This window comes from Streptomyces sp. NPDC001902, from assembly GCF_042891295.1.
Classification (GTDB): domain Bacteria; phylum Actinomycetota; class Actinomycetes; order Streptomycetales; family Streptomycetaceae; genus Actinacidiphila.
The window spans coordinates 84,527-110,316 of sequence record NZ_JBIATA010000030.1 but is presented as its reverse complement, the minus strand read 5'-3'; the positions used below and the strand labels follow the sequence as shown (position 1 = coordinate 110,316).

Annotated in this window: 22 protein-coding genes and 2 pseudogenes; 11 read left to right on the top strand and 13 right to left on the bottom strand. The window is 70.4% G+C overall.

Annotated elements, in window-relative coordinates; all coding sequences use genetic code 11:
- The 4 genes from ACFYYN_RS35920 to ACFYYN_RS35905 all read left to right on the top strand — a co-directional run.
- The coding region (locus ACFYYN_RS35920) for a helix-turn-helix domain-containing protein (RefSeq protein ID WP_500549062.1) at positions 1 to 155 on the top strand (155 nt) is incomplete at its 5' end.
- 321 nt (positions 156 to 476) lie between these two features.
- Positions 477 to 728, top strand: coding sequence for a hypothetical protein (locus ACFYYN_RS35915; protein WP_500549057.1), 252 nt, complete (start codon positions 477 to 479; stop codon positions 726 to 728).
- 224 nt (positions 729 to 952) lie between these two features.
- Complete coding sequence (locus ACFYYN_RS35910) at positions 953 to 2,347, top strand: sensor histidine kinase (protein ID WP_500549056.1); 1,395 nt, start codon at positions 953 to 955, stop codon at positions 2,345 to 2,347.
- Entirely contained in the window at positions 2,344 to 3,024 is a 681-nt protein-coding gene (locus tag ACFYYN_RS35905) for a response regulator (protein WP_500549055.1), read from the top strand. Before ACFYYN_RS35910 ends, ACFYYN_RS35905 begins: the two co-directional genes overlap by 4 nt.
- 96 nt (positions 3,025 to 3,120) lie before the next feature.
- Here ACFYYN_RS35905 and ACFYYN_RS35900 read toward each other — a convergent pair.
- The 4 genes and pseudogenes from ACFYYN_RS35900 to ACFYYN_RS35885 form a co-directional block, all read right to left on the bottom strand.
- Positions 3,121 to 3,510, bottom strand: a pseudogene (locus tag ACFYYN_RS35900) (phosphatase PAP2 family protein); the annotation flags it as partial.
- Positions 3,511 to 4,173: 663 nt separating this feature from the next.
- On the bottom strand, positions 4,174 to 4,371 hold the full coding sequence (locus ACFYYN_RS35895; protein ID WP_499508878.1) for a hypothetical protein: 198 nt from the start codon (positions 4,369 to 4,371) through the stop codon (positions 4,174 to 4,176).
- A gap of 649 nt (positions 4,372 to 5,020) precedes the next feature.
- Positions 5,021 to 5,680, bottom strand: a complete 660-nt coding sequence (locus ACFYYN_RS35890) for a hemerythrin domain-containing protein (protein WP_500549054.1) — start codon at positions 5,678 to 5,680, stop codon at positions 5,021 to 5,023.
- Positions 5,681 to 6,149: 469 nt separating this feature from the next.
- Positions 6,150 to 6,335 carry a hypothetical protein gene (locus ACFYYN_RS35885; RefSeq protein ID WP_500549053.1) on the bottom strand — a complete coding sequence of 62 codons (186 nt, stop codon included), beginning with the start codon at positions 6,333 to 6,335 and terminating at the stop codon, positions 6,150 to 6,152.
- A 59-nt stretch (positions 6,336 to 6,394) separates the two neighbouring features.
- Here ACFYYN_RS35885 and ACFYYN_RS35880 point away from each other — a divergent pair, with 59 nt between their 5' ends.
- Both ACFYYN_RS35880 and ACFYYN_RS35875 read left to right on the top strand, forming a co-directional pair.
- Positions 6,395 to 7,195, top strand: a complete 801-nt coding sequence (locus ACFYYN_RS35880; protein WP_500549052.1) for a maleylpyruvate isomerase family mycothiol-dependent enzyme — start codon at positions 6,395 to 6,397, stop codon at positions 7,193 to 7,195.
- Between the two features lie 580 nt (positions 7,196 to 7,775).
- Positions 7,776 to 8,417: an IS5 family transposase gene (locus ACFYYN_RS35875; protein ID WP_500549051.1), complete on the top strand. Its 642-nt coding sequence runs from the start codon at positions 7,776 to 7,778 to the stop codon at positions 8,415 to 8,417.
- On the opposite strand, the pseudogene ACFYYN_RS35870 reads toward ACFYYN_RS35875, so the two are convergent.
- Positions 8,374 to 8,921 (bottom strand): annotated as a pseudogene (locus ACFYYN_RS35870) (hypothetical protein). The gene ACFYYN_RS35875 and the pseudogene ACFYYN_RS35870 sit on opposite strands and share 44 nt — an antisense overlap.
- Before the next feature lie 353 nt (positions 8,922 to 9,274).
- Positions 9,275 to 9,919 (bottom strand): dihydrofolate reductase family protein, encoded by a 645-nt coding sequence (locus ACFYYN_RS35865; protein WP_500549061.1) that lies wholly within the window; start codon positions 9,917 to 9,919, stop codon positions 9,275 to 9,277.
- A 558-nt stretch (positions 9,920 to 10,477) separates the two neighbouring features.
- Here ACFYYN_RS35865 and ACFYYN_RS35860 point away from each other — a divergent pair.
- Positions 10,478 to 12,565: an NPCBM/NEW2 domain-containing protein gene (locus ACFYYN_RS35860; RefSeq protein ID WP_500549050.1), complete on the top strand. Its 2,088-nt coding sequence runs from the start codon at positions 10,478 to 10,480 to the stop codon at positions 12,563 to 12,565.
- A 1,141-nt stretch (positions 12,566 to 13,706) separates the two neighbouring features.
- Here the strand turns inward: ACFYYN_RS35860 and ACFYYN_RS35855 are convergent.
- Positions 13,707 to 14,159 carry a GNAT family N-acetyltransferase gene (locus ACFYYN_RS35855; RefSeq protein WP_500549049.1) on the bottom strand — a complete coding sequence of 151 codons (453 nt, stop codon included), beginning with the start codon at positions 14,157 to 14,159 and terminating at the stop codon, positions 13,707 to 13,709.
- Positions 14,160 to 14,199: 40 nt separating this feature from the next.
- The gene (locus ACFYYN_RS35850) at positions 14,200 to 15,594 is read right to left on the bottom strand and encodes an MFS transporter (protein WP_500549048.1); all 1,395 of its coding nucleotides are present in this window, start codon (positions 15,592 to 15,594) and stop codon (positions 14,200 to 14,202) included.
- 104 nt (positions 15,595 to 15,698) lie between these two features.
- Between ACFYYN_RS35850 and ACFYYN_RS35845 the strand changes: the two genes are divergently transcribed.
- Positions 15,699 to 16,307, top strand: coding sequence for a TetR/AcrR family transcriptional regulator (locus ACFYYN_RS35845; RefSeq protein ID WP_500549047.1), 609 nt, complete (start codon positions 15,699 to 15,701; stop codon positions 16,305 to 16,307).
- Positions 16,308 to 16,623: 316 nt separating this feature from the next.
- Here ACFYYN_RS35845 and ACFYYN_RS35840 read toward each other — a convergent pair whose 3' ends face one another.
- A complete protein-coding gene (locus ACFYYN_RS35840; protein ID WP_500549046.1) occupies positions 16,624 to 17,598 on the bottom strand; it encodes a GlxA family transcriptional regulator in 975 nt (324 codons plus the stop codon).
- Positions 17,599 to 17,695: 97 nt separating this feature from the next.
- On the opposite strand from ACFYYN_RS35840, the gene ACFYYN_RS35835 reads away from it, so the two are divergent.
- Entirely contained in the window at positions 17,696 to 18,202 is a 507-nt protein-coding gene (locus ACFYYN_RS35835) for a hypothetical protein (protein WP_500549045.1), read from the top strand.
- Between the two features lie 249 nt (positions 18,203 to 18,451).
- Positions 18,452 to 18,946, top strand: a complete 495-nt coding sequence (locus tag ACFYYN_RS35830; RefSeq protein ID WP_500328272.1) for an allene oxide cyclase barrel-like domain-containing protein — start codon at positions 18,452 to 18,454, stop codon at positions 18,944 to 18,946.
- Between the two features lie 572 nt (positions 18,947 to 19,518).
- Here ACFYYN_RS35830 and ACFYYN_RS35825 read toward each other — a convergent pair.
- Entirely contained in the window at positions 19,519 to 19,845 is a 327-nt protein-coding gene (locus tag ACFYYN_RS35825; protein WP_500549044.1) for a hypothetical protein, read from the bottom strand.
- 218 nt (positions 19,846 to 20,063) lie between these two features.
- A complete protein-coding gene (locus tag ACFYYN_RS35820; protein ID WP_500549043.1) occupies positions 20,064 to 20,468 on the bottom strand; it encodes a hypothetical protein in 405 nt (134 codons plus the stop codon).
- A 930-nt stretch (positions 20,469 to 21,398) separates the two neighbouring features.
- On the opposite strand from ACFYYN_RS35820, the gene ACFYYN_RS35815 reads away from it, so the two are divergent.
- Positions 21,399 to 23,744: a bifunctional polysaccharide deacetylase/glycosyltransferase family 2 protein gene (locus ACFYYN_RS35815; protein ID WP_500549042.1), complete on the top strand. Its 2,346-nt coding sequence runs from the start codon at positions 21,399 to 21,401 to the stop codon at positions 23,742 to 23,744.
- 58 nt (positions 23,745 to 23,802) lie between these two features.
- On the opposite strand, the gene ACFYYN_RS35810 is transcribed toward ACFYYN_RS35815, so the two are convergent.
- Together ACFYYN_RS35810 and ACFYYN_RS35805 are read right to left on the bottom strand one after the other, a co-directional pair.
- A complete protein-coding gene (locus ACFYYN_RS35810) occupies positions 23,803 to 24,465 on the bottom strand; it encodes a response regulator (RefSeq protein ID WP_500549041.1) in 663 nt (220 codons plus the stop codon).
- The gene (locus ACFYYN_RS35805; protein WP_500549040.1) at positions 24,462 to 25,589 is read right to left on the bottom strand and encodes a sensor histidine kinase; all 1,128 of its coding nucleotides are present in this window, start codon (positions 25,587 to 25,589) and stop codon (positions 24,462 to 24,464) included. The genes ACFYYN_RS35810 and ACFYYN_RS35805 overlap by 4 nt, the downstream gene beginning before the upstream one ends.
- Between the last annotated feature and the right edge of the window lie 201 nt (positions 25,590 to 25,790).

Genomic DNA, 25,790 nt, shown 5'->3' with positions numbered 1-25,790 from the left:
TCGCACACCGGTGGGGCTTCGCCAGCCACGCGCACTTCAGCCGCACCTTCCGGGCGGTCTACGGTCTCTCCCCGGCGGAGTGGCGGCAGGCCGGCATCCCGCAGGCCGTACCCCAGCAGACAACCGGCCAACCAGCCCCTCAATCCGACGAGTGACAAACCCGCGGTCACCCGTGGTGCCCAGCCCGTCCTCACCCGACCTGATCCGCCGCGGGGTTGGCGCAGGAGGCAGCGGAGGTGCACCAGGAGGCGGCGCCTGTGCAGGACGGGGCGGCAACCGGCGCGAGGGCCGTCCGGCCCGGCTCAGCCTGCAACGGCGACCGGGTCGCCGGTTGGCCACAGAGGTGACGCCGGGGGGTCCGCCGGGGGGTTCGTCGATCCATTCCAGGCCGCCGAGGTCGAGGTGCGTGCGCGGGTGACGGCGACGCAGTCGAGGCGGGCGTCGCCGTCGCCGATCAGGCCGGGCAAGAGGTTTGCGTGCTCGTCCTTTCGTCGCTGTCCCTGGACGGGCAGAAGTCGTCGGCGATCTCGGCCCTGGGGCCATCCGCGGCCCTTGGATGTGCGCGCGGGGGCCATCGTCACCTGCGCTTCCTGCTCACCAACCAGGCGGTTGACCGCGGCCAGGACGGCATCCGTGCCGTGGTGATCGACAAGGCCAGCCAGGGGCTCCGGGTCACCGCCGGCGGGGGCGCGCTCGATGTGTTCCCTGCACCCGGCGCCAGGAGGTGAACAGCACCAACTCGGGATGGGAGGTGCGGCGTCCGTCTTCCAGGGCGCGTGACGCCGGCGCCAGGGCACGCAGGGGCGGCGGCAACAACGCGATCCAGCGCGAGATCATCTCCTGGATCGGGCCCGGAACGCCGCGCGTGCACAGGTGAGGCCCGTCGGGCCGCGGCAGGCAATGCGACTTTCGGCAGTGTCGGCTGGCTCCGATTCTTCGTATCGTCGCATCCGTGAGGCGACGGATCATGACGGTTGTTCGCGGGATGGAGCTTGCGCTGCTCGCCGCTGCGGCGGGCACCTCGGGTCTGAGCGTGGTGAGTCCGTGGTGGGTGCCGGTCACGGTCGTGCTGTCGTGGGCGGCAGGATGTCTGCCGCGGTCGGTCCGCACGGCGGCGGGCGTGCTGACCGCGGCGATCGCGACCGGAGCGGTGGCCGTCTGGGCGGTGCCGTCGTGGATCACGCTCGGCGATCGCTTCGTCCTGGTGCTCGTGGGCGCGGCGGTGCTGCCGTGGTTCGCGGGCCGTTTCCGGCATCAGTACCGCGCGCTGGTGCGCAACGGTTGGGAACGCGCGGAGCAGTTGGAGCGGGAGCAGGAACTCATCGCCGAGCAGGCTCGGTTGCAGGAGCGCGCCCGGATCGCACAGGACATGCACGACCTCCTCGGACACGACCTCAGCCTGATCGCCCTGTCGGCCGGCGCCCTGAAGCTGGCGCCCGGCCTGTCGGCGGAGCACCGGGACACTGCCGGGGAGATCCGGACCAGGGCCGGTGCTGCGGTGGATCGCCTGGGCGAGGTCATCGGCATCCTCCGGCAGATCGAAACGCCCTCTTCCCACGTCGGCGTGGCGGACCTGGTCGACGGTGCGGCCGCTGCGGGGCTGGCGGTCACGTTGCTCACCGAGGGCGAGTGCGCGCAGCCGTTTCCTGTGGCCGAGCGGGCCGTGCACCGGGTGGTGCAGGAGGCACTCACCAATGCCGCCAAGCACGCGCCCAAAGCGGCCGTGACCGTGGTGATCCGGCACTCGAGTGCGGGAACGGAGGTCCGCGTGGACAACGATCGCGCTCCGAGTGCCACCACCGGCACCCCCGGCGGTGGGCGCGGACTGATCGGCCTGGACGAACGGGTCCGGCTGGCAGGCGGGTCGATCACCTACGGCCCCCGTGAGGGGGGATTCACGGTCGTCGCCCGCATCCCTCATGGCCCGGGTGGTGTTCCGGCGGCGGCCACCGCGACAAGCGGCCGCACAGGGGTGCCACAGGAACAGCGGCGCGCGCGCAGGCGTGTGCGCCGCACCGCGCGTGCCGCCGTGCTGGTGCCCGTGACCGCCGTCGCCCTGCTCGGTGTCGGCCTGCGGGGCTGGGACCTGATCCTGGTCCGTGCATCGGTGGTGGCGCCGAAGACCTACGCCCGCATCCACCTAGGGCAGAGCCGCGCTGAACTGGCGGGCCTGCTCCCCGAAGAGCAGGCCCCGCATCATGCGGCTGACGGCGCGTCGCCGGGCCCCGGTACAGGATGCGAGTATTACGCGATGACGGCGAACCCCTTCGACGACGATTCGGGCGACTTGTACCGGCTGTGCTTCCGCGGGGACCGGCTCGTCTCGAAGCAGGTGGTCACCCAGTGATCCGGGTCCTGATCGCCGACGACGAGCCGTTGATCCGCCAGGGAGTGCGGGCCGTGCTGTCCACCGCGCCCGACCTCGTTGTGGTCGCCGAGGCCTGCGACGGCCACCAGGCGGTGGAGCTGGCCCAACTCCACCGCCCGGATGTGGTGGTCATGGACATCCGCATGCCGGGCGTGGACGGACTGCGTGCCACGGCGGAGATCCACCGCACCGTCCCCACGACCGGGGTCGTCGTGCTGACCACGTTCGGACAGGACGAGTACATCCTCAAGTCCCTCACCGACGGAGCCGCCGGCTTCCTGATCAAGTCGGGCGAGCCCGAGGAACTGATTGCCGGTGTCCGCGCCGTGGCGGACGGCGCGGCCTACCTGTCACCCAAGGTCGCGGCCCGGGTGATCGCCCACCTCACCACGCAGGACGCCGGCACGCGCTGCGAACGGCGTGCCACGGCCCGCCGCCGTGTCGAGGCGCTCACCCCCCGGGAACGCCAGGTACTGGCCTTCCTCGGCACCGGGCTGTCCAACGGCCAGATCGCGCGCCGCCTGGGCCTGGCCGAGGGAACGGTCAAGGCTCACGTCAGTTCCATCCTGGCCCGCCTGTGCGTGGACAACCGGGCAGCCGCGGCCGTGGTCGCCCACCAGGCCGGCATCGTTGCGGCGGCCGAGGCGATCCCGTAGCGCGGCCGCTGCCCGGACCCCGAGCGGCGTCGCCAGGAGCACCGCCGCGCCGACCACGGCGGCACCGACCACGGCACCGGCCGCAGCGTCGTGCGGATAGTGCACGCCCGCCGCCACGCGAGCCACCGCAACCACGCCCGCGAGCGGAAGGACGACAGCCGCCCGTCGGGGACGGAGCAAGGCCAGGCCGACAGCCAGCCCGGCGGCCAATGTGACGTGATTGCTGGGGAAGGACCAGTCACCCGCTCCGGGGCAGTCGGTCACCGCCCGGATTCCGGTCACGGCACGACATGGCCGCTCCTCGTCCACCACCAATTTCAGTGCCTCGCTGACGGCATAGGCGAGGACGGTGCCGGCCCCGACCAGCACCGCCCCGGCAGCGGTCCGGACGTCGCGACGTCGCACGGCGACCCACCAGACCCTGACGAGAAGCAGCCCCAGGACGATCAGCACGGCGCCGGCGACCGGGACCACCGTCGAGCCCATCCACGCCGGAGCCTTCCCGACGGCGTCGTTCACCGCCCGGTACAGCGACACCGACGCACCGTCGGTCACCTCGACGGGTCCCGCATCGCCCAGCCCGCCCGGGTACAACAGGCCGACGACCACTACACCGGCGGCCAGTACCGCCACCGAACCCACCACACGACGGCCGGAGCCGTACCGCGATCTCGATTCCATGGGGCCCGACGCTAGGCACGCAACTCCGCGAACACCCGGGCCGGACGGCCCCCTTCGACCCCCGACGATCGTCATGCTTGACATCGGCAGCCGAAGACGACGATGCCCCCACCCGCCCCCGGCTCTCCCCATCGGCGAGGTGCCGGCCGCGTTACCGACCCGCGTCGTGGTGACAAGCCGGCCTGCGGCCGCGGCCGAGCACTGAAGGCCCGCAGCGATGAAGGCGAGCAGTGGCTGAGCCCGGTACGGATTGCGCAGGGGCCCGGTTCAGGACCGTCCGCCCGTCCAGCCGCTTGCGCCCCCACGCGGCATGCGACAGCAACGGCCGCGCGAACTCCCACTCGGCATCCGACAGTTCATCGCGACCTAGCACCGGCGAGCGGCCAGGCAAGATCGTTCGACGACAAGCTCCCGTGGGCACCCAAGCCGGACACCGCAGTGACAGACACGCCGAACCTCACGCGTGCGTCACCGGTCGTACTTGTCGGTGTACTGCGGCCCGTCCGTCTCAGCCTTGCATCCCTCACTGTTGGTGGGCATGCCGTGGGAGACCACGAGGGCGTAGGACTGCGGGACGAAGTCGCAGCCCTTGCCGGACCACTGGGACGCAAGGAACGTCCAGCCGACGGCAGCGGCGGCGAGTGTGTATTTCGTCTTGGCGTTCATACGAGATCACGCCTCGGTTACGTAGGGTAATCGTGACCCGACTGAGGGTTATGCGTAAGTATGAACGGATTGCGCTCATATGCGCACCCCGGCCGCGGGACGGACGCACCCCAGGGCAGTCACCGCTCGGGGCCCGGAAGGCCGTCGCCGCAGGTCAAGCCGCATGGCGGTGCCCTTTGGGGACGCCACCGAGGGTGCGGGTGCGCAAGAGTCCGCGTCCTTCGAACCCGTGCACGACCAAGGGCCGCCGGCCGGCACCGGGCGGTGGCCGGCCGCGGGCCCGGTAGGAGCGGGTGCCCGTCACGCTGCTGCCGGCAGGCGGCCCGGACATGACGGGCGCGGGTCCCTGCCGTCATCAGGACACGGCCAGGGGCCTCACGGCGGCTGCCGGCGCAGCCGCCCGGGCGCGGCGCCACCGGTTTTGCCCCGTGGCCTTGGCGGCGGCGGTGCAGGTGGCGGCGTGGCGCCGGAGGACCGGGTTGGCGCCCACCGGCCGTTCCAGGGCATCACCGCCCACCGCGCCCCGCACGCGCCCGGTCGTCACGGGCGAGGGGGTGCGCCGCCACCTGAGCAGATGACGGCCGATTCCGGGGGCCGCCGGCCGTTCGCCCGCGGCCCTCGCGGGCGGGACCGGCCCGGGCAGGTGTGGTCAGCGGGTGACGCGCGGCGGGGTCGCGGTGCCATGCACCCGCTTGGCGTGCCTGGCGTACAGGCGCGGCGCAAGGAACGGCAGGATCAGCCGCGCGGGCGGCGGAGCTTCGGCGAGGACCGCTTTGATCACCTCGGGGTCGCCCTCGTACATCGCCATGCCGAAGGCGAGCGGCAGGGCCTTCTTCGGCACTTCGCTCATGCTGTGCTCGCCGAGCTGCTTCCACTCGGCCGCAGTGACGTACTTCTCGGCCAGGGGGAGGATCCGCTGCTCCTCCATCGTCATGTGCTCCAGCAGCGCGGCCAGCAGCCGGTCGAGCGCCTCCGCGAGCTCGTGCCCGCCGTGTGCGGTGGACCGCCACTGCGGCAGCAGGCGCAGCGCCTGGCTGTTGGCGGCTTCGATGGTGTGGTGCTGCTCCTCCATCAGCGGCACGATGGCCTCGGCCTCGGCCCCGCCCCGCCGCTGCAGCAGCGGCCAAAGGATCACGTCCTCGCCCTCGTGGTGGAAGTGCAGGAAGCCGCAGACGAGTTCGGCGTGGGCGCCGACGACCTCCGAGCGCCGGATGTCGTACGGCTCGACGTCCCGCACGAGTTGCGGGAGCAGGCCGAATTCACGCCGGATCATGGTGTGGGCCATGTACATGTCTCGCACATCGGCCATGGGTTCGTCGGTGCTCGGGTTCACGGGTCCTCGATCGCTGGTGGAACACCCGGCCTCTGCGGCCGGCGAGGAAAGCCTGATCGCACAGGGCTCCGGGTGTATAGAACCTCGGCGCCAGGAGGACCTGCCGCGCGGCGAAGGATCTGCGGCCGGCGTATGGTCCTGCGGCACCACCCTGGCTCTGGCCGGATACCGCCGCTGCCGGATCGGGTCGCCATGCATCCGGCACCCGTCGCAGATGCATCCTGCGGCGTCTGTCGATGTGCCTTCGCAGGCACAGCCGCCGCCCGCGGGCCGAACCCGCCACCCTACCGGCCGCGCCGCACGCCGCAAGCGGCCCGACCCGGGCTCTTGCGGCGTGCGACTGAGTGGCTGTTGTTGTTCCGACTTGAGGAGTGCTGGTCGAACGGGAGTCAGCTGAACTCCCGACCCGACCGGTCCTCCCCCGCCGTCGTGACCTCCGCGTCCATCACATCGAGCGGCAGCATGACGGCGCGCACCGGGTGGACGGCACGTCGTCGAGGTGCCCGGCCTCACGGCGAGGCCAGAGCACCCACAGGCACGACGCCTGGCGTACCGCCACCACCAGCGCCCTCGCAGCAGTGCGCAGCTTGTCACCCGAGCGGTGGGCGGCGAGGACGTCCGTCATGGCCAACCGGCGGCGACTGTGAAAATCGCTGTCCGATCACCGGAGCACGGTGATAGACACCCGGCGTGGAGAAGAATCTTGAGTTCCCTGACCTGTTGCGACTGATCGATGAACGGTCGACCGCCTTCCGCGCCGTGGTCGCCGCCGCGCCCGGTCTCGACGCGCAGGTGCCGACCTGCCCCGGGTGGACGCTGTTCGATCTGGTGAAGCACCTGGGTGGCGGGGACCGTTTCTGGGCCGCCATCGTCGGCGCGGGGGCTGCCGACGCTCCCCCGGCCGAGGCCGTCGCCGCGCGCGCCGCGCTGGAACTGCCGCAGGAGCGTGAGGCCCTGCTGGCCTGGCTGGACGCGTCGACGCAGCTTCTGCTGGGCGCCCTGCGCGCGGCGGGACCGGAGAGCGGTTGCTGGACGTGGTGGCCCGCGTCGCAGTCACCGCAGACCGCCGGCGGCACCGCCCGGCACCGGGTCCAGGAGACCGCGGTGCACACCTACGACGCCCAGCTCGCCGGGGGCGCCCCGCAGCCGCTGCCGGTCGAGCTGGCACTCGACGGTGTGGAGGAGTTCCTGTTCACCGTCTGCGCAACGCCGAGTGCCTGGCCGCACAAGCCCACGGCCTTCGACTTCCACGCCGCCGAGGGCCGCTCCTGGCGCCTCGCTGTCGACGGCGACGGCGCCCGCACCACCCGCATCCCCGCGCCCACCGCCGCGACCGGCGAAGACTCGGACGCAGCCGACGCCTCCGTCCACGGCACGGCCAGTGAGCTGGTCCTCTACCTGTACGACCGGATCCAGGCCGACTCCTTGCACGTTGACGGAGACGCAGGGCTGCTCGACCTGCTCCGCGCCTGGGAGCCGGAGGAGAAGTAGGACGTAGCGGGGGCGGTTGGCCGCGCCTCGAGCCGCTAGGACACGACTCTTCGCCAGGTTCGTCAGCCGCGGCACCGGGCTCAAACCCGCGAGGCGGCCTCGGGGCGTCACCAAGCCGAGCGTCTACCTGGATGGCAGTGCGAATTTGTCCGTCCCAGCGATCACGAGAAGCGACGCGACTGCCGTCGTCCCGATCTCGTCGAGAAGTCAGTCGGTCGGGTGACTGCGGCGGCTGCCGTGCATGAGAGCAGGGCCACTTGGAGCTCGAAGGGTGTCGAAGCCAACGTGCGGTCCAGGAGGCCCTGTTGTCGCATTTCTACGGCAACGCGGGAGTGGGGTCCACTTCAGCCGCTCTCGCGTGTGACTGTCTGGCTCACAGGTTCGGGAACGCCAGAGACCACAGGGCGCGCGAGCGTCGGTATCCCACCGACATGTCGGACGCCGAGTGGGCGGTGGTCCGGCCACTGCTGCCGGTGCCGGGCTGGCTGCGGGGGCGGGGCGGGCAACCGGAGGCTTATTGCCACCGCGCGATGCTGGACGCGATCCGCTACCTGGTCGACAACGCACGAAGTGGCGGGCCATGCCTGCCGACTTCCCACTGTGGGACCGGGCCTATACGTTCTTCCGGCGCTGGCGCAACCACGATCTGGTCCGCGAGTTCCACGACCGGCTCCGCCGCCTGGTCCGCGAGCGGGCCGGGCGGGACTCGGAGCCGGGCGCGGGCGTGATCGACTCGCAGTCGGTCAAAGCGGACGCGGTCGTCGGCTCTGACAGCCGCGGCTTCGACGGCGGCAAGCTGATCAACGGGCGCAAGCGGCACGTCGTGGTCGACACCCTTGGCCTGCTGCTCGCGGTGATGGTCACCGCAGCGGATGTGGGCGACCGCGCCGCGGCCCAGGTCCTGCTCACCCAGGTCACTGCCGCGCACCACCTGCTGGCCCTGGTCTGGGCCGACGGCGGATACACCGGCAGCCTCGTCGAGTACTGCCTCGCGGCCCTCACCCTGGTCCTCGCCATCGTCAAACGCAGCAACGACATGCGCGGCTTCGTCGTGCTGCCCAAGCGGTGGATCGTCGAGCGGTTCTTCGCCCACCTGCTGCGAAGTCGCCGTCTCGTGCGCGACTTCGAACGTTCCATCGCCAGCGCGGAGGCAATGGTCTACTGGTCGATGACGATGCTCATGACGCGCCGCGTTGCCCGGCCACGTCCTTCGCGAGCGTGAATCGGCCAGGTGCCGGCTCGATCAGCCAGCCGCGCGCCGTCAGCCGCTTGGCCTTCGATCGCGGTGCCTCCACCTTTCCCGGTACGGGGTCCAGGCCGAAGCAGGCGGCCATCTCCTGGCACCTCAACGCTCCTTGACCGAGTCGGTTACGGTCGCTGAGGGCCTGCAGGATGCGCTGATGGTCCATCGACAGCGCCGACCAGGCCAGCCCCCGCGCGCCGCGCCGGCACCACTGTTTTCGGCTTCGCCGCCTCCGCGGGTTCGGGCCGCGCCGGTTGCACACCGGGAGCCGGCAGACCCTCGGAGGCGGCGGGGCCGACGACGGCGTCGTTGCCCCGGGGCCAGTACCTCGCCAACGCGTGAGCGGGCGATGACCCACTCGTTCCACTCCCGCTCAGCCACGGCCAGCTCCGCCTGGAGGCGGTCGGCCTTCTCCCGCAGATCGTCGACACGACGGCGAGCGGTGAGCTCACGCTGTGCCAGCAGCCCCACGACCGTCGGCATCCTCGACCTCCACCACAGCAACGACACGACACGAAACCACTGCCACGAGACCGCCGACCCTATGCCTGACCAGCGAGAACGCAGTCCTCAAGCCCGGAAAGACAACAACCTCTTGAGGTCATCACTGAGCTCAGCGACCGGTCCATCCCACGGGCCCGGCCAGCTCCCACCGCCGCAGCGATCTTGGGCAGACCCAGGCCCTGCACCGCCCCCTGCACCGGCGCCGGCCGCCGTCATCACGACTTACTCGCCGCCGGGCGGGGGCCAACGTGCCCGCATCCGCCGCGAGGAGGGCATCGGCCGGGGCGGACGCCCTCTCGCAGTCGCAGCCTGAATTCCAGTGGGCCCAGGTGTCACCGCCGCCAGAACAGGTGGTGCGTCACGCCGCTCGGGCTGGGCACGACCTCCAGGTGGAACCGGTCGAGCAGTTCCTCGGGAGACTCCCACAGGCGCAGCCCCACCCCGAGCTTCACCGGCGCGACCGCCACATGCAGGGTGTCGACGAGGCCGGCGTCAAGGAACGCCCGGATGGTGGTGACCCCGCCGCCAAGGCGCACGTCCTTGCCCTGCGCCGCTTCCCGCGCCCGTTCCAGGACCGTGGCCGGCTCGCCGTCGACGAAGTGGAACGTGGTGTCGGACAGTGTGAACGAAGGGCGCTGGTGGTGGGTCATGACGAACACCGGCGTACGGAACGGGGGCTCCTGCCCCCACCAGCCGCGCCACTCATGGTCGCTCCAGGGCCCGCGCTGGGGCCCGAACTTGTTGCGGCCCATGATCTCGGCGCCGATGTTGCGTGCGAAGTCCCGGGTGAAGTAGTCGTCCAGGCCCCGGCTGCCACCAGGGTCGGTGCGCATCGGCCAGCTCGCCGTCGCGCCGGCCCAGCCGAACAGCCTCTCGGGACGGTCACAGCCGAACGGCCGCTCCAGGCTCTGGTGCTCACCGGCACCGATCCCGTCACTGGAGACATTGAAGTTCATCACTCTCAGCAGCTGATCCACGATCTTCCTCGCCAGGTCCTGTTCGTCGTCATCGTGCGGCAGGCCGCCACACACGAAGACGTCGAACAGGAAACGGCCGGATCGACAGCAGCCCGCAACCTTTTTCGGGGGCTGCGTCAGGACGCATCCCCCTGCGATGCGGCGCATGCCACCAGGTTCGCGTGCTCTGCGACGGACAGCACCGGCGGTACGGGGTTCGCCACGGTTGCAGCCGTGGGCAGCCGGCGCCTGGACGCCCCGGCCGCGAACACCCACAAGCGGGTACACCGCCCCACCATCCCGCCATACGCCACATCTGGCACCAGATCAGGCACGACCCGACGGGACGCTGTTGGGGGTGCCCCGGCCGAGTCCAATCAGTAACTCTTAATTTAGGAATTATTATTGACGCGCGCCGGTAACCGCTGCAGGATCCCTGGAAACAAGATCGCAACAGGCGCGCGGGCATGGAGCGGTCCGGGAACCGGCCGCCGCACCCTCGACGAGAGGGGCGGCGCCCCGGGCTCACGGCCAGGACGGGTCGGCACGCCTGATCGATCGGACAGCGAAGGATCCGATGTGAAACGACATCTCACCGCCCTCCTCGCCCTGGTGACCGGCGCGCTGGCCGCGGCCGTGCCGGCGTCCGCCCAGGCGGCCCCGGCCGCCGCCGGGGCAGCCGTCACGGCGCCGGCATCCGCGCAGGTGCTGAGCCCGACGCCGTACATGGGCTGGAACACCTACTACGCGTTCGGTGGCGATCCCACCGAGGCCGAGATCAAGTCGACAGCCGACTTCCTGGTCAGCAGCGGCCTGCGCAAGGCCGGCTACGAGTACGTGTGGATCGACGGCAACTGGGCGGCGCCGACCCCGCGCAGCGCAGCCGGCGACCTGACGCCCAACCCCGCCCAGTTCCCGAACGGGCTGGCGCCACTGGTCGACTACATCCACTCCAAGGGCCTGAAGGCCGGCATCTACACCGACGCCGGCCCGTACATCCCCGGCAAGTGCGGACTGGGCAGCCACGGCTACTACCAGCGTGACGCGGACCAGTTCGCGGCCTGGAAGTTCGACGCGGTCAAGGTGGACTACCTCTGCGGGATCGCGGCGGACCTCGACCCGAAGACCGTCTACACCGAGTTCGCGCAGGCGCTGCGGAACAACGCCAGCAAGCGCCCCATGATCTTCAACCTCTGCAACCCGGTGACCTCCCCGGACTGGGGCAACTACCCCGAAGAGCAGCAGTCGACGTACTCCTGGAGCTACGCGCCGAAGATCGCACAGTCCTGGCGGACCTACACCGACGTAGGCTTCGTCGACGAGATCAAGTTCAAGGACGTGCTGCGCAACTACGACGCGAACGCGCGGCACCCCGAGGCCGCGGGTCCCGGGCACTTCAACGACCCGGACTACCTCGGGCCCGAACACGGAATGTCCGACGAGGAGTTCCGTACCCAGATGACGCTCTGGTCGGTGGCGGCTGCCCCCCTGGTGATCGGCAGCGATGTCACCAAGCTGGGCAAGACCTCGCTCAGCACCCTCTCCGACCCCGATGTGCTCGCGATCAACCAAGACCCCGCCGTCGTCCAGGCCGTCCGCGTCGGCCCCGCCGGCACGACCGAGACCTGGGTGAAGCGACTGGCCAACGGTGACCGTGCCGTGGTGCTGCTGAACCGGGGCGACAGCCCGGCGACGCTGACCACGAAGGCGTCGTCGGTCGGGCTGTCCGGGGACCGGTTCACCCTGAAGAACGCCTGGACCGACCAGGTCACCGAGAGCGCCGGCACCATCAGTGCCGCCGTCCCCGCCCACGGCGCGGCCCTGTTCCGGGTCAGCCGGGCCACGGGCAAGCCTGGTGTCCCGCATGTGGTGGCCGGTCTGCCGCAGGTCACCCAGGTCGACGGCGACACCGTGCCGGCCGGGACCGCCCCGATGGTCGCCGGCGGCGACCAGGCCCGGGTCGAGGTCACCGTCCGCAACGACGGCGCGCAGCCGGTCTTCACCCCGCGGACCGAGCTGACGGTGCCCGCCGGCTGGACGGCCCGTCCGCTCGGCACGGCGCCGAAGCTGCTGGACTCCAACCGTTCGGTGACCTTCGCCTTCACCGTGACCCTGCCGGCCACCGCCGCACCGGGCAGCACCGCGCTGACCGCCACCACGTCGTACGAGGTGATCGGCGGCAAGCGGCTGCGGCAGGAGACGACCGCGCCCGTCGTGGTGGCACCGGCCGCACCGGACGGCGACGTCGTGCTGTCCCACCACCAGTGGATCAGCGCCACCAGCGGATGGATGAGCCCCACCGTCGACCTGAGCGTCGGCGGCTGGTCCCCGATCAGCATGCTCGGCCAGGTCCACCCGACCGGTATCGGGGTCGCCTCGCCCTCCACCATCCGCTACTACCTCGGCGACCAGTGCAGCCGGCTCACCACCACCGTCGGCATCGACGACGCGGTGCGCAACGTCGGCCCGGAAGGCGGTACGTCGACCTTCCAGGTCATCGGTGACGGCAAGGTGCTGTTCGACAGCGGTGTCCTGACCCGCGACGACACCCGCCAGGCCGACGTCGACCTGACCGGCGTCCGGGTCCTCGACCTCGTGGTCGGCGACGCCGGCGACGGTGGCTACAACGACCGTGCCAACTGGGCCGGCCTGAACGCCACCTGCTGAACGCCAAACAGCCACACAACACCATGACGCCGTGGCGCGCGGTCCGCGCGCCACGGCGTCATGCCGGCCCGGGACAAGGCGCTTGTCAACCTGGCCTCTGGGACACCTCGTACAAGGGAACTCAGTGCGGAGCCGTGGTATGGGATCCCGCTGACAGCCAACGTGAACCACGCCCGCAGTCCCGCCGCCGGAGGCAATGGGGGTGCGGGCGCAACGGCCGTGACAGCGGTTCGTGCAGGCCGTCGTAAGCGCCGGTGAGCCATACGGTAGCGCCGACCACCCGCCATGGTGGTGCCGAGCAGGGGGCGTGGGGCAGAGGGCGTGGGGCAGAGGGCGTGGGGCAGGATGCCCCCCGGCACATGCCCGCGGTGTACAAGGAGACGGTTCTTCTCGTACACAACTGGGGCGGCGTCGGGCATGCCGCCTGGCCATACATGTCGCAGGGCTCCGCGCAGTAGCCCGTCCCGGCACGCTGTAGTTGATCGGGCCGCGGCTGATGGCGATAGCTTGGTCAGCCACATCGCGAGGTGCCGCTCCGTCACAGGTGGAGAGGCCGTTCCGGCCGCCCCGGCAGGTACCCCGGGCCTCGGGCGAGTCTGTGGACCGCGGACCAAACGCCGGGCCAGGCGAAACGGTTCAGGCGGCCTCGCGACGGCGGTGTCGGCAAGGTGGGCGTTGCCGCCGTCGACGATGACGTCACCGCAACTGGCACGGGCGCGCACAACCCGCTGATCACGTCTGCACCGACGGCCAACGGAGGAGTGCCGGCCACCGGTAAGGCGGCCGAGGCTCGTTTGCCACCGCCGGCATCGGTGATGGTGAGCACACGGCGTAGGTGACAGGCGCGCCCACGACGTAGCGCGTATCGGCTTTGCTGATCGGTCGTACGAAGCGTTGTGGGGCCCGGGACATTCGGGCCCCACAGCGCATCCGCGCCGCTGACCACCGCGTGCGCCGGCGAGATTGCTCAGGTCGGGCGGAGATCAGCGCGAGCAGGGCCAGGCCGACGACGATCTGCATGGCGATGAAGCACCGAGCCGGGAGCGATGCCCGCGTAGGTCGGAGAACGCGTGGCCGATGGTGACCGCGGGGTTCGCGAAGGAAGTGGAGGCTCTCGGCGACGTGCCTTGCACCTGCGCGGCTACGGTTTCGGTTGTGCTCTTCTGGGCGCAGCGGCATTGCCCATCACCCGGTACATGCCGATGGAGTCGTGCGTGGTGGTGGCGGCGAAGCCGAACTTTTCGTAGAGGTGGCGGGCGGGGCCGTCCGCGATCAGCGAGACGTAGGCGGTGGCGGGGGCCCGGCGATCCAGTTCGTCGGTGAGAGCGGCCATGATGCGCCTGCCGAGGCCGCGTCTTTGGTGTTCGGGGTGAACGCATACGTCGACGATCTGGAACGCGGTGCCGCCGTCACCGATGATGCGGCCCATGCCGATGGGCTGCCCCTCGTGGTGGACGCGTACGCCGTACCAGGTGTTGGGCAGGGCAAGCTCAACCGCCTCGGGGGCTTTGTCCGAGAGGCCGGCCTCGGTGCGCAGCCGGCGGAAGACCTCGACGGAGGGCACACCCGGGCTCAGCTCGTAAGGGTCGTACACGCTGGTCTCCTTTCTGGTGCGGGCAGGTGTCGGCTTTGGCCTACTGGTTCTTGGCTGGGATCAGCCACAGGGCGATGACGGCGGAGGCTGCGGCCAGGCCGGTGGCGGCGAGGAACGCGTTGTCGAAGCCGGAGGCGGCTTGCACGCCGGTGCGGACGGCGATGCTCGTGGCGGCGGCGGTGGAGGCGGCCGCGGCTCCGACCGAGGCGCCGAACTCGTGGAAGGTGCTGACGATGCCCGACGTGACCCCGGCCTCGTGGGGTGCGACGCTGGCGAGCGCGGTGGAGGAGGCGACGACGAACAGCGCACCCAGACCCGCCGCGGCCACGCTCACGCCGGTGACCATCGCGGTGGTCCCGGACCAGAGCACCGGTACGAGGAACCCGGCCGCTGCCACGGCCAGGGCGGCCACAGCCAGCAGTCGTGCTCCCATCCGGCCGATCAGGGTGCCGGCGACGGTGGCGGCGGCCACGGTCAGCAGTGCCACCGGCAGGAACAGCACGCCGGTCATCAGGGCGCCGTGGCCTTGGCGGTCCTGGAGGTAGAAGGAGCCGAGGAAGAAGACCCCCACCATCAGCGCGGTGGCGACGGCGATCACGAAGGTGCCCGCCACGACCGGGCGCCGGCCGAGCAGGCGCAGGTCCATCAGCGGTGCGCCTGCCCGGCGTTGCCAGGTGGCGAAGGCGGCGTAGACGGCTGCTGCGGCGGCGATGAGGAGGACGGTGGCGGCGTTGACCCAGCCGTGGTCGCCGGCACGAATGAGGGCGTAGATGAGGGCGCCGGTCGCGGCGGCCACCAGGGCGGCGCCAGGTATGTCGAGCGGGCCGGTGGCCGCGCGGGGCAGGTGGGGCAGGAGCCGGGCGAGCAAGACGAAGACGATCAGGCCGACGGGGACGTTGACGAAGAAGACCCAGGCCCAGCCAGGGCCTGCGGTGATCAGTCCGCCCATCAGCACGCCGAGGGCGGCTCCCCCGCCACCGAGTGCCGACCAGATGCCCAGTGCGCGGTTGCGTTCGTCGCCGTCGAACAGCCGTACCACCACGGACAGAGCGGCAGGCGACAGCATCGCGGCGCCCGCCCCCTGGGCGATCCGGGCGGTGAGCAGCAGCGGGGCGCCGGTGGCGAGTCCGGCGGCCAGGGATGCGGCGGTGAAGATGGCAAGGCCGGCCAGGACGACCCGCTTGGGGCCGAACAGGTCGGCGGCCCGGCCGCCGAGCAGCATCAGGCTGCCGAAGGTGAGGGCGTATCCGCTGACCACCCAGGTCAGCGCCGTGCGGTCCAGGCCGAGTTCGGCGCCCATGTGTGGAAGTGCGATCGCGACGACGGTGATGTCGAGGATCAGCATCAACTGGGCCAGTCCCAGCAGGCCCAGGGCCGGCCATCGCATCGGGTGCGGTGTCTGCGGTGCGTTGGTGGTGGTTTCCGTGTCGCTCATGACGCTCAACCCCTCATCATTAAGCCGTACAGCGATGTTCAGGTTATACACGTGAGGGGTCCAAGCCAAACAGGGTTGTTCGAGTTCTGGGGTACGGTGGGCGCATGAGCAGCAAGAGCACCACCAAGCGCGCCGACGCTCTGCGCAGCATCGAGGCGATCGTGCAAGCCGCGGCCGAATGCCTCGGGCGAAACCCGGACGCGAGCCTGAGCGAGATCGCGCGGGCCGCGGGTGTGGGCCGGGTGACGCTGTACGCGCACTTCGCCTCCCGGGCGGAGGTCGTCGATGCGGCGATGAGCCGCGCCCTCGACCGGGGCAACGAGGTGCTGGACGCGGTCGACCTGACCGGTGATCCGCTGCTCGCCCTGGAGCGCTACATCGAGGCCGGCTGGCACCTGGTGGACCAGGCCCAGGCGCTGCTCGCCGCCGCCCAGCGGGAGCTTCCCGCGGGACGTATCCGGGAGTTGCACGCCGGGCCCGCCGCCCGGGTCGAGGCGCTGGTCGCCCGTGGACGGGCCGAGGGGGCCTTCCGTACGGACCTGCCCATCGCATGGCTGGTCAATGTCCTGCAGGCGGTCATGCACAGCGCGACGGAAGAGATCCGCGCCGGCCGTCTGAACCCCGACCGTGCGGCCGGCCACATCACGGCCACGGTGCTCGCCGCCTTCACACCGCCGGGCACCCCGGTACCCGAGCCCGGCGGCAGGGCGTGACACCGGCGGCCCTCCGCGAAGAACTCGCCGGCAGTTCCAGAATCGGCCTCAGATGGCAGCGTGTACGCATCTGGACGGCGTCCCGGACGGCTTCCGTCCCCGCACCGCTTCTCATCCAGTTGTCCCCAACCGGCACCCGCGGAAGCCGCCCCCTCGGTCAGCGGCCGCCTGTGGATGTCCGGCGATCGCGCTCGTAGCCCCCGTCGGTCGTCGGGTCCGAGGTGACGGTGCCGCCGAGCTGGTCGGTCCAGTTCCGGATCCACCCGGCGGGCGGGCCGGCGGCGGAGAGGAGCTGTGAACGATGAGGTGACTCGGACTACTTTTCGGAGAGCCTGGTCTGCGTCGCCCGGTAGCGCGATGGCGAGATTCCGTATCGGCTGGTGAAGGCCTGGCGCAGCGTCTCGGTGGAACCGAACCCGCACCGCGTGGCCACGCCTGCCAGCGGAAGCACGGTGGACGAGAGCAGGTGAGCGGCCGCCTCGGTGCGGGCCTTGCGTACGAACCGGGCCGGCGACTGATCGAGGTGTTCCACGAACAACCGGGTGAGGTGGCGCGTGGTCACACCTGCGCGGGCCGCCAAGGCGGTCACGTTCAGGTCGTGGTCCGGATGGCTCGTTATGTGCTCGACGAGCTGTCGGACCACGTCGTCCCTGGGCGGCGGGGAGGCGGTGAACAGGCTCATCTGCGCCTGGTTTCCCGGCCGCTGCAGGTAGGTGACCAGATCCCGCGCCACTCGGCGAGCCAGCTCGGCGCCGTGATCCTCCTCGATAAAGGCAAGCGTGAGATCCAGGGCACTGGTGATGCCCGCCGCCGTATAGACGTTCCCGTCGCGGATGTAGATGGGGTCGGAATCCACGGTGATCTTCGGGTGTCGTGCGGCAAGCTGGGATGCGAAGCGCCAGTGCGTGGTGGCGCGGCGCCCGTCCAGCAGTCCGGTGGCGGCCAGGATGCCGGCCCCGGTACACACCGAGGCAACGCGTCGGCTTTCGCCGGCCAGGCGGCGGACGTGGCCAACGAGCCGCTGGTCGGCGGCGGCCCGCTCATGTCCCAGGCCGCCCGATACGATCAAGGTATCGAGCGGACCGGTGAGTCGTTCAAGGGATTGCTGACTTTGCAACGTCAGGCCCGAGCCACAGGTGATCGGTCTGCCGCCCGGACCTGCCACACTGACGCGATAGGGGCGGGTGGGAGTTCCGATGTGATTCGCCATGCCCAGGCTCGTGGTGACGCAGGCGATGTCCAGCAACTCGGCCGAGTCGTACCCGACGATGACGATCAGACGTTCGTCCACGCGGCGACCCTACAGCGAAGCGACAGGCACCCCAAGATTCCGGACATCTCATGAGCCGCCGCCTGCTCGTGGGACGGGCCTGACCAACAGTGGAGCCATGACCGACGCCACCGCTTCGCGTGACCCCTTGCCGATCGGCTCCGCTCAGGACGACACAGCACCTTCCACCTGCGGACGGGACGGTTCGAAGACCGCCACCGCCAGCGTCGTGTCCATGCTCAAGCACCGATGGCCCACATGGCTCGCCCTCGTGTTGGCGGTCGCCACATTCGCCGATGGCCTCCCGGCTCTGGAGTTCCTGGCGTGGCTCCTCGTCGTCATGCCGGTCTGCTACCTGATCTTCGGTGCGCTGCGCGGGGAGCTCCGCACGGCAGGCGCGCTGGTGCTCCAGACGGCAGGGCTGCTCGGCTTCGGTGCCCTGGCCATGGTGGCGCTGGCGATGGATCACGGCCTCGGCTGGTACGTCCTGGCAACCGGCTGGCTCGGGCACGCCGCCTGGGATCTGCTCCACCACCGCACCAAGGCGGTTGTCCCCCGGGCGTGGGCAGAGTGGTGCTTCGTCGTCGACCTGCTCATCGCCGCCGCGATGATCTTCATTCCGTAGCCGTACGGCCCTGGACCGCGACACCCTCGACCCGTACCTGGTGCGCACCGAGATCTTCGACGGACGACATACCGTACTACAGACGGGTATGTCAGGATCCGATGCGGATCGGCCCCGCGTCCGATCGGGTCGTCTTTCTGCTCAGCCCATGCGCGCCTGATGTACCGGGCTTCCGATTGAGCCATGAATGAAGCGATAAGTGGGATTAATTGCCGCTTGTCACTCCATCGAGCTCGAAGGAGACGCACGATGCGTCGTTTCACGGCAATGGCGCCGGTCGCGGCCACGGCGCTCGCCGCGGTCCTCGCCTACGGACCGCTCGCGCAGGCCACCTCCCCGGACCGCGACCCCGGCCCGCATGGTGACGGCGAGAAGGTCATCAAATTGGACGACTCCGTGAGGGAATTCGCCGCCATCGACGTGGGTGGCCCGGGCATGAGCCTCGGTGACGAGGCCATCGGCTTTTCGGACTTCTTCCAGAACGGTCGCAAGGTGGGCACCGGCGGCTTCGTCTGCACCGTCGTCAGCCTCCAGAAGAGCCTGCGGCAGTGCGAATCCACCCTCCGGTTGGCCCAGGGCGACATCACCCTGCAAGGCTTCGCGCCTTTCATCGTCAGCTTCCCGACCAGGTTCACGCTCGCGATCACCGGCGGTACCGGCGCCTACCGCGACGCCCGTGGCTATATGGACGGCGTCAACATCGACTCCTCACATGCCAGGCTGACCGTCCACCTCACCCGGTGACCTCCGGGCACCACTCACTACGGCCCGGGGTGCGGCGGAACCGGAACGCAGGGGCGGCTGCCGCATGACGCTCCGCGTCCGGAAACCGGGAGCGGAGGCCAGACCCGCCCGCGCGGGAGACGGCGAGCTGGTCGCCGCCTGACAGGAAGGCCGGGCACCAAACACGGCCTGAGGCGATGGGTCTGGCAGCCGGGCAGCGGCGGTTCCCGCGGCGATCGCCGCGGCCGGAAGCACGACAGCGGACCTGGTCGCCCAGCTCGGTCAGCCGATCGGCGCCTGGCCGATCCGTCTGTCCCTCCCAGCCCCGCGCGACCTCCGACTGCGGAACCTTGCTGTCCTCACGCTCGCAACGATTCTCGTCACGCGCTCCAGAAGGAAAGGCCCAGGCCGGAGGATGGCCTCCCGGCCTGGGCCTTGTGCCGTCCAGAGCAATACAGCCGTCCATATCCGTCCGCAGCGTCCTTGTCGTCCTTCGCTGTCAGCCGGTTACGGCGCTTGGGGCTGCTCGGCCTTCCCGTTCACCGCGCCTGGCGGTGCGGTGAACGGACCAGCCTGCCCTGGCGAGCTCGCGATCAGGCCACGCAACGGGCGAAGACCTGCACGGTGCCTGAGGTCTTCGCCTCGTTTTGGAATGTGATCTGCCACTGTGTGGCGCTCATCGCACGGTTGTCCGTCACGTCGATGCTGGCGGAGGACACCTTCCAGCCACCGCTGACGGCATTGGTGCCCGCAGGGCAGGTGACAGTGACGGTCTTGCTTTGGTTGGCCGCAATCGACCCGACCGGACTGTTCACGGTGTCGGGGGACGAGGCGGTCACTTCCACAGCCAGCGCAGGGGACGCCAGGCTGAGAGCCAGCGCGGGGGCGGCGACCAGAGCGAGGAGCTTCGTACGGGTCATGGTTCGACCTCCTTGAGTGGCTCGCGCATTCGCGACGAATCGAACGCACGACCACCAGACTGAGCGGGGCGGGAGGGAACCGCCATTCGATACCCCCATAAGAGTGACGAAATGCCTACCATTGTTTATTGATCGTGGCCGAGTGCGAGAAGCAACCGCCGACTGAGTGCTGATGCAAGGCTGTTTGCCTGGCTTCTTTGGCCGGTCCAGCCTGGCGCTTACTCGAACAGTGCCTGGCTCAGGACGGCGCGCATGCGTCGCTGCCCGATGGCGGTCACGATTTCGGGCCCTGACGGGTCACCGCCCAGGCCTCCGCAGAGGACTATCGTCCGGGTGCTTTGCAGCACGTCCCACATCCGGTCGGTCATCCGCACTGCACCAGCGTCGAGCATCTGGGTCGCGTGCCCCTGACCACCGGAGCGGAAGATGCCCTTCCAGGACCGGGATGCGGTGTGGAAGATGGCGAACCAGTCCGAGCGGGCTTCGGGCGGTTGCGGGTGGTGCCGTACCGGCCAGACGTTGGCGGTCTCCAGATGGCGCGGGCCCGCGGTGTCGGACGTCGCGTTGAGCACGATCACGACGATCCTGGTCTGTGCTCTGTCCAGGCCCACTGCTGTGGGCACGGTGGGGTGCCGACGTACGGTGAAGCCGCCGTCGTTCTCTCCACAGCTCCGCTCGCAACCGTGTCACTGCGGCAAGGACGGTGGCAACGCCCCCGGAGTTCCCGGGAGGGATCGTCATTCAGCGGTAGCGCGACTTTTGCGGCCGTTGGGGATATGAGGGCTCCGCGCCCAGACGATGCACCAGCGTCCAGGTGCCGCCGTAGCAGGCGTCGGGCGTTACAGCAGACGGGAGATGGCCCGGGGAGGCTGCACGACCGGCAACTCGGCAACGCAGAGACTCTCTCCATTCAGGTATGACTTTCCGGAAATAATAGGACGGTCGCTGTGCGGTCGGCCTAGCTGTATCCTCCGCGTTCGTGCAGACCAGCCCCCGTTCCGATGCGGCGTCCCGAACCCGGGCGCGTCACGGCGCGCCCCGCAAGACCGCCGCCACGCGGCCTGTCTTCGTCGACCCCTCCGGTCGGCGGCAGCGGCGGGTGCGCCGACTCGGCTGGCTGCTGGCTGCACCCGCCGGCGCGTACGTCGCCCTGCTGCTGAGCGCCGCACTCGGGGGTCCGACGGTCTCCGCGCCGTATCTTCCGCTCCCCGAATCCGACCACCGCCCGGGTGTCTCGGAACCCGGCGTCTCCGGGCCCGGCCGGGGGTCACCAGCCCCGGTGAGCAGCCAGGGCAGCGCGCGACCCAGCCGTGCGGGGACCAGCACGACCGGAACCGATGCCCGTCCGGCGCCCAGCGCCACGGCGACCGTGGCGGTCACCACGCGTCCGGCCGCCGCTGCGCCCAGCGTCAAGCCCTCCGCCGCGACGACGCCACCGGCTGCCCAGGCGACCCACGGCAAGAGCACAGCCACTCACCCCGCCCCGGCCCACAGCACTGGTGGCGGCCGCCCCTGACCCGGGCAGCTGATCCGCCGTCGAAGAGAGTCCCCCGATGTCGCACGCCCACACCCGCGCCGCCACCTCCCGTTCCCGCGGGCGGGGTGACCGTCGGGGAGTCGCACGCAACACGCCCCTGCGCACCCACTGGCTGCTGCTGACGGTGCTCGTCCTGACGCTCAGCGCGGCCCTGCTCATCCAGGGCTACACGCAGCACATGTTCGGAATCAGCGATGACTCCGCATCGGCCGGTGGCCCTTCCGACCACGTGCCCGCCGTCGTCACCCACGGCGGTCCGGTGATCGACAGCGCGGCAACCCCGGCCCGCACCGCCCGCCCCCGGCCGCACACCATCGCCCTCACCTTCGACGACGGCCCTGACCCGACGTGGACGCCGAGGATCCTGGACGTGTTGCGACGCCACCACGTCCACGCCACCTTCTTCGTCGTCGGCACCCAGGTCGCAGCGCACCCGGAAGTGGTCCGACGCATCCTCTCCGAGGGGCATCAGCTCGGCGTCCACACCTTCACGCACGCCGATCTCGCAGGCATCCCCCGCTGGCAGCGCTCGCTCGAGCTGCGTGAGGCCCAGCTGATGCTGGCCGGGGCCACCGGAAACTCCAGCTCGCTCCTGCGCCCGCCGTACTCCTCCACCAACAAAGCCCTGGCCAACCAGGATTGGGAGGCGATCCGGGCGGCCGGAGCGGACGGCTACCTGACCGTACTGAGCACGCTCGACAGCCAGGACTGGCAGCGACCGGGCGCGGACCGGATCGTGTCCAACTCCCTGCCTCACGGGACCGCCGGCCAGGTCCTGCTCATGCACGACGGCGGCGGCGACCGAGCCCAGACCGTCGCCGCCCTCGACCGGCTGTTGCCGAAGCTCGCTGCCCGCGGTTTCACCGTGACGACCGTCGGTGCGGCCGCGAACGTCCCGACGGCCGTCAAGCCGGTCGCGGCCAAGGACCACTGGCTGGGCCTCGGGCTCATCGCGGCACTCGACGGCAGTGCGTGGGCGCTGCGCATTCTCGGCTGGCTGCTGTACGCGGCCGGAGCGCTCGCGCTGTTGCGCGCCGGTGCGGTGCTGTTCGCCGCCCGGCGTCACGTCCGCCGGCGCGGCACCGCGTGGGGGCACCCGGTCACCGCGCCCGTCAGCGTGATCGTGCCCGCCTACAACGAGAGCGCAGGCATCGAGGCCGCGGTCCGCTCGCTGCTCGCCTCCGACCACCCCGTCGAGGTCATCGTGGTGGACGACGGCTCCACGGACGGCACGGCCGACCTCGTGGAATCCCTGCGTCTCCCCTACGTCCGCGTCATCCGCCAGGCGAATGCCGGCAAACCCGCAGCTCTGAACACCGGGATCGCCGCCGCCTCGCACGACCTGCTCGTCATGGTCGACGGCGACACGGTCTTCGAGCCCGATGCGGTCCGCATGCTGGTGCAACCCCTCGCCGACCCGCGGGTGGGCGCTGTCTCCGGCAACGCCAAGGTCATCAACCGCGGGGGACTGCTGGGCCGTTGGCAGCACATCGAGTACGTCGTCGGCTTCAACCTCGACCGTCGGCTGTTCGATCTCGCCGAGTGCATGCCCACCGTCCCCGGCGCCGTCGGGGCGTTCCGGCGTGAAGCACTGCTCCGGGTCGGCGGCGTCAGTGACGCCACGCTCGCCGAGGACACCGACCTGACCATGGCACTGTGCCGGGACGGCTGGCGGGTGGTCTATGAGGAGAACGCGATCGCCTGGACCGAGGCGCCCGCATCCCTCGGGGCGCTGTGGCGGCAGCGTTACCGCTGGTGCTACGGAACCTTGCAGGCGATGTGGAAGCACCGTGGCGCCCTCGTCCAGTCCGGCGCGGCAGGCAAACTGGGCCGGCGCGGCCTGGTGTATCTGCTGCTCTTCCAGGTCCTGCTACCGCTGCTGGCACCGGTCGTCGACATCTTCGCCGTATACGGGCTGATCTTCCTCGACCCGTTCCGCATCCTCGGACTGTGGCTGGCGTTCCTGGCCCTACAGGCCGCGATGGGCTTCTACGCCTTCCGCCTCGATGGCGAAAGCTCCCGTCCGCTGTGGAGCCTGCCCCTGCAGCAGTTCGTCTACCGCCAACTGATGTACCTCGTGGTCATCCAATCGGTCGTGACCGCGACCGCGGGATCGCGGCTGCGCTGGCAGCGCATGGAGCGCTACGGCAGTCTCTCAGTACCCGTCCACACGCCGACGCCGGAGCCTGGATCGGCACAGACGGTCTCCACCGCCACCAGCTTGGCCGACTCCTGGATCCGCGAGGCCCGCTCCCCCGGAGGCACGGCCGACGTTCCGTACCTCCACAACGGGCAGACTCCGGCGGGAAGCCAGAGCTACGAGCACGGCGGACCGCCCTGGGACACCCGTCCCGGCTGGTAACCCGTCTGGTGGTTCGGCCCGTTAGCGTTTGGCCGCCGCCCGGATGCTCTCCTCCACGTCAGGAGTTGCGCGGAGCAATGAGGCCGGATTCGTAGGCCAGTACCACGAGTTGGGCGCGGTCGCGGGCGTGGAGCTTGGTCATGGCCCGGTTGATGTGGGTCTTTGCCGTCAGCGGGCTGATCACCATTCGGTCGGCGATCTGATCGTTGGACAGCCCTTGCGCGACCAGGACGACGGCCTCGCGTTCGCGGCCGGTCAATTCGGCCAAGCCGGTGTCGGCGACGGCGGGGGTCGGCTGGGTAACGTAACGGTTGATCAGTTTGCGGGTGATGGACGGCGCGAGCAGCGCGTCACCGCGGGCGGCGACACGCACAGCGTGCACGAAGTCGTCCGGCACGATGTCCTTCACGAGGAATCCGGTGGCGCCGGCACGCAGCGCGTCCAGGATGTACTCGTCCATCCCGTAGTTGGTGAGGATGACCACGTGCACCTGAGCCAGGGCCGGGTCCGAGGCGATGCGCCGGGTGGCCTCGATGCCGTCGACGACCGGCATCTGGATATCAATCAGCACGACGTCGGGCAGGTGCTGCTTGGTCAGTGCCAGGCCTTCCGCGCCGTCGGCGGCCTCGGCCACCACCTCGATGTCGTCTTCGAGGTCGAGGAGTGCGCGGAATCCGCTGCGAATGAGCGGCTGGTCGTCGACCAGCAGGACACGGATCATGAGGTGTGGTCCAGGGGGAGTTCGGCTTGGACTGAGAAGCCGCGCTCGCTGCGCGGCTGCGCGAGGAGCCGGCCGCCGAGGGCGGTGACGCGTTCACGCATGCCGAGCAGACCCAGGCCGTGCTTCGGTACTGTGTCCGGCGTGGCCTCGCCGTCGTCATCGACCTGGATGGCGAGCGAGTCGGCCCGGTAGTCGATGCGGACCGACGCGGTCGCGGCGGAGGCGTGCCGGGCGATGTTGGTCAGCGCCTCCTGAACGATCCGGTAGGCGGTCCGGCCCACCGCGGCCGGCAGGTCGGTCCGCCGTCCCTCGATCGTCAGCGTCGTCTCAAGGCCCGCCCTGTTTGCCTGCTCCACCAGCTCCGGGATGTGGTCGAGCCCGCGGGGCGGGGTGGTGTCGTCATCGCGCAGCGCCTCCAAGGTGGCGCGCAGTTCCCGGGTGGCCTCACGTCCGGCTTCCTGGATGGCCAGCAGGGCCTCGGATACCTGTTCACCTCGCCTACGGGCGACGTGAACGGCGACTTCCGCCTGCACCTTGATGATCGAGATCTGGTGGGTGAGCGAATCATGCAGCTCCCGCGCGATGTGCAGGCGCTCCTCATCCGCACGGCGCCGCGCGGTCTCCTCCCGGGTGCGCTCGGCTTCGTCCGCCCGTCGCTCGGCCTGCCGCAGCGCCTCCCCCGCGGCGAACGCGGCGATCAACCAGGCAACCTCGAGGACGTGGCGGGCCTGTGCCAACGCCTCGCCCGCAGGCCCATCATGGAAGACCAGGGCAGTCAGCTGAAGAGCGACCAGCACGGTCACGGACGCCGCCACCGTGACGGCGCGGTGCCCGGCCCGCACCGCGCCGTACACCGCGACCAGGTACGGGACGGAGAGCGCGTCAAAGCCTGCCGCCTGATACCCCACCGCACACAGCCCGGTAATGACCAAGACGGTCAGCGGAGCGCGGCGACGCGCGGCCAGCGCGAGGCCGCCGGCCGGCAGCAGCGCGTAGCCGATCACGTCGGGATTCATACCGGGGTGCGCCTCGGGCAGCCCGGTGCTCAGCAGCAGGGCCGCCACACCGAGGGCGATCGCCCAGTCTCCGACACCGGCCGGGACGCCGAACCGTCCTTTGGTCATGCGCGCACCTTAACCGGGTGTCGCTGCGGGCAAGTCCCGCTCGTGGACGAGCGGGACGCTACCGCGCCTGCAGTATCCGCACGGTTTCTACCACATCCGCAGCAGGCGTCTGCGGCATGGGCGGCATCGCAAAGTAACTGCGCATGCGGGACGACCGGCGGTGCGGTCGGCAGACATGCTCAAGGCACAGAGACACCTTGA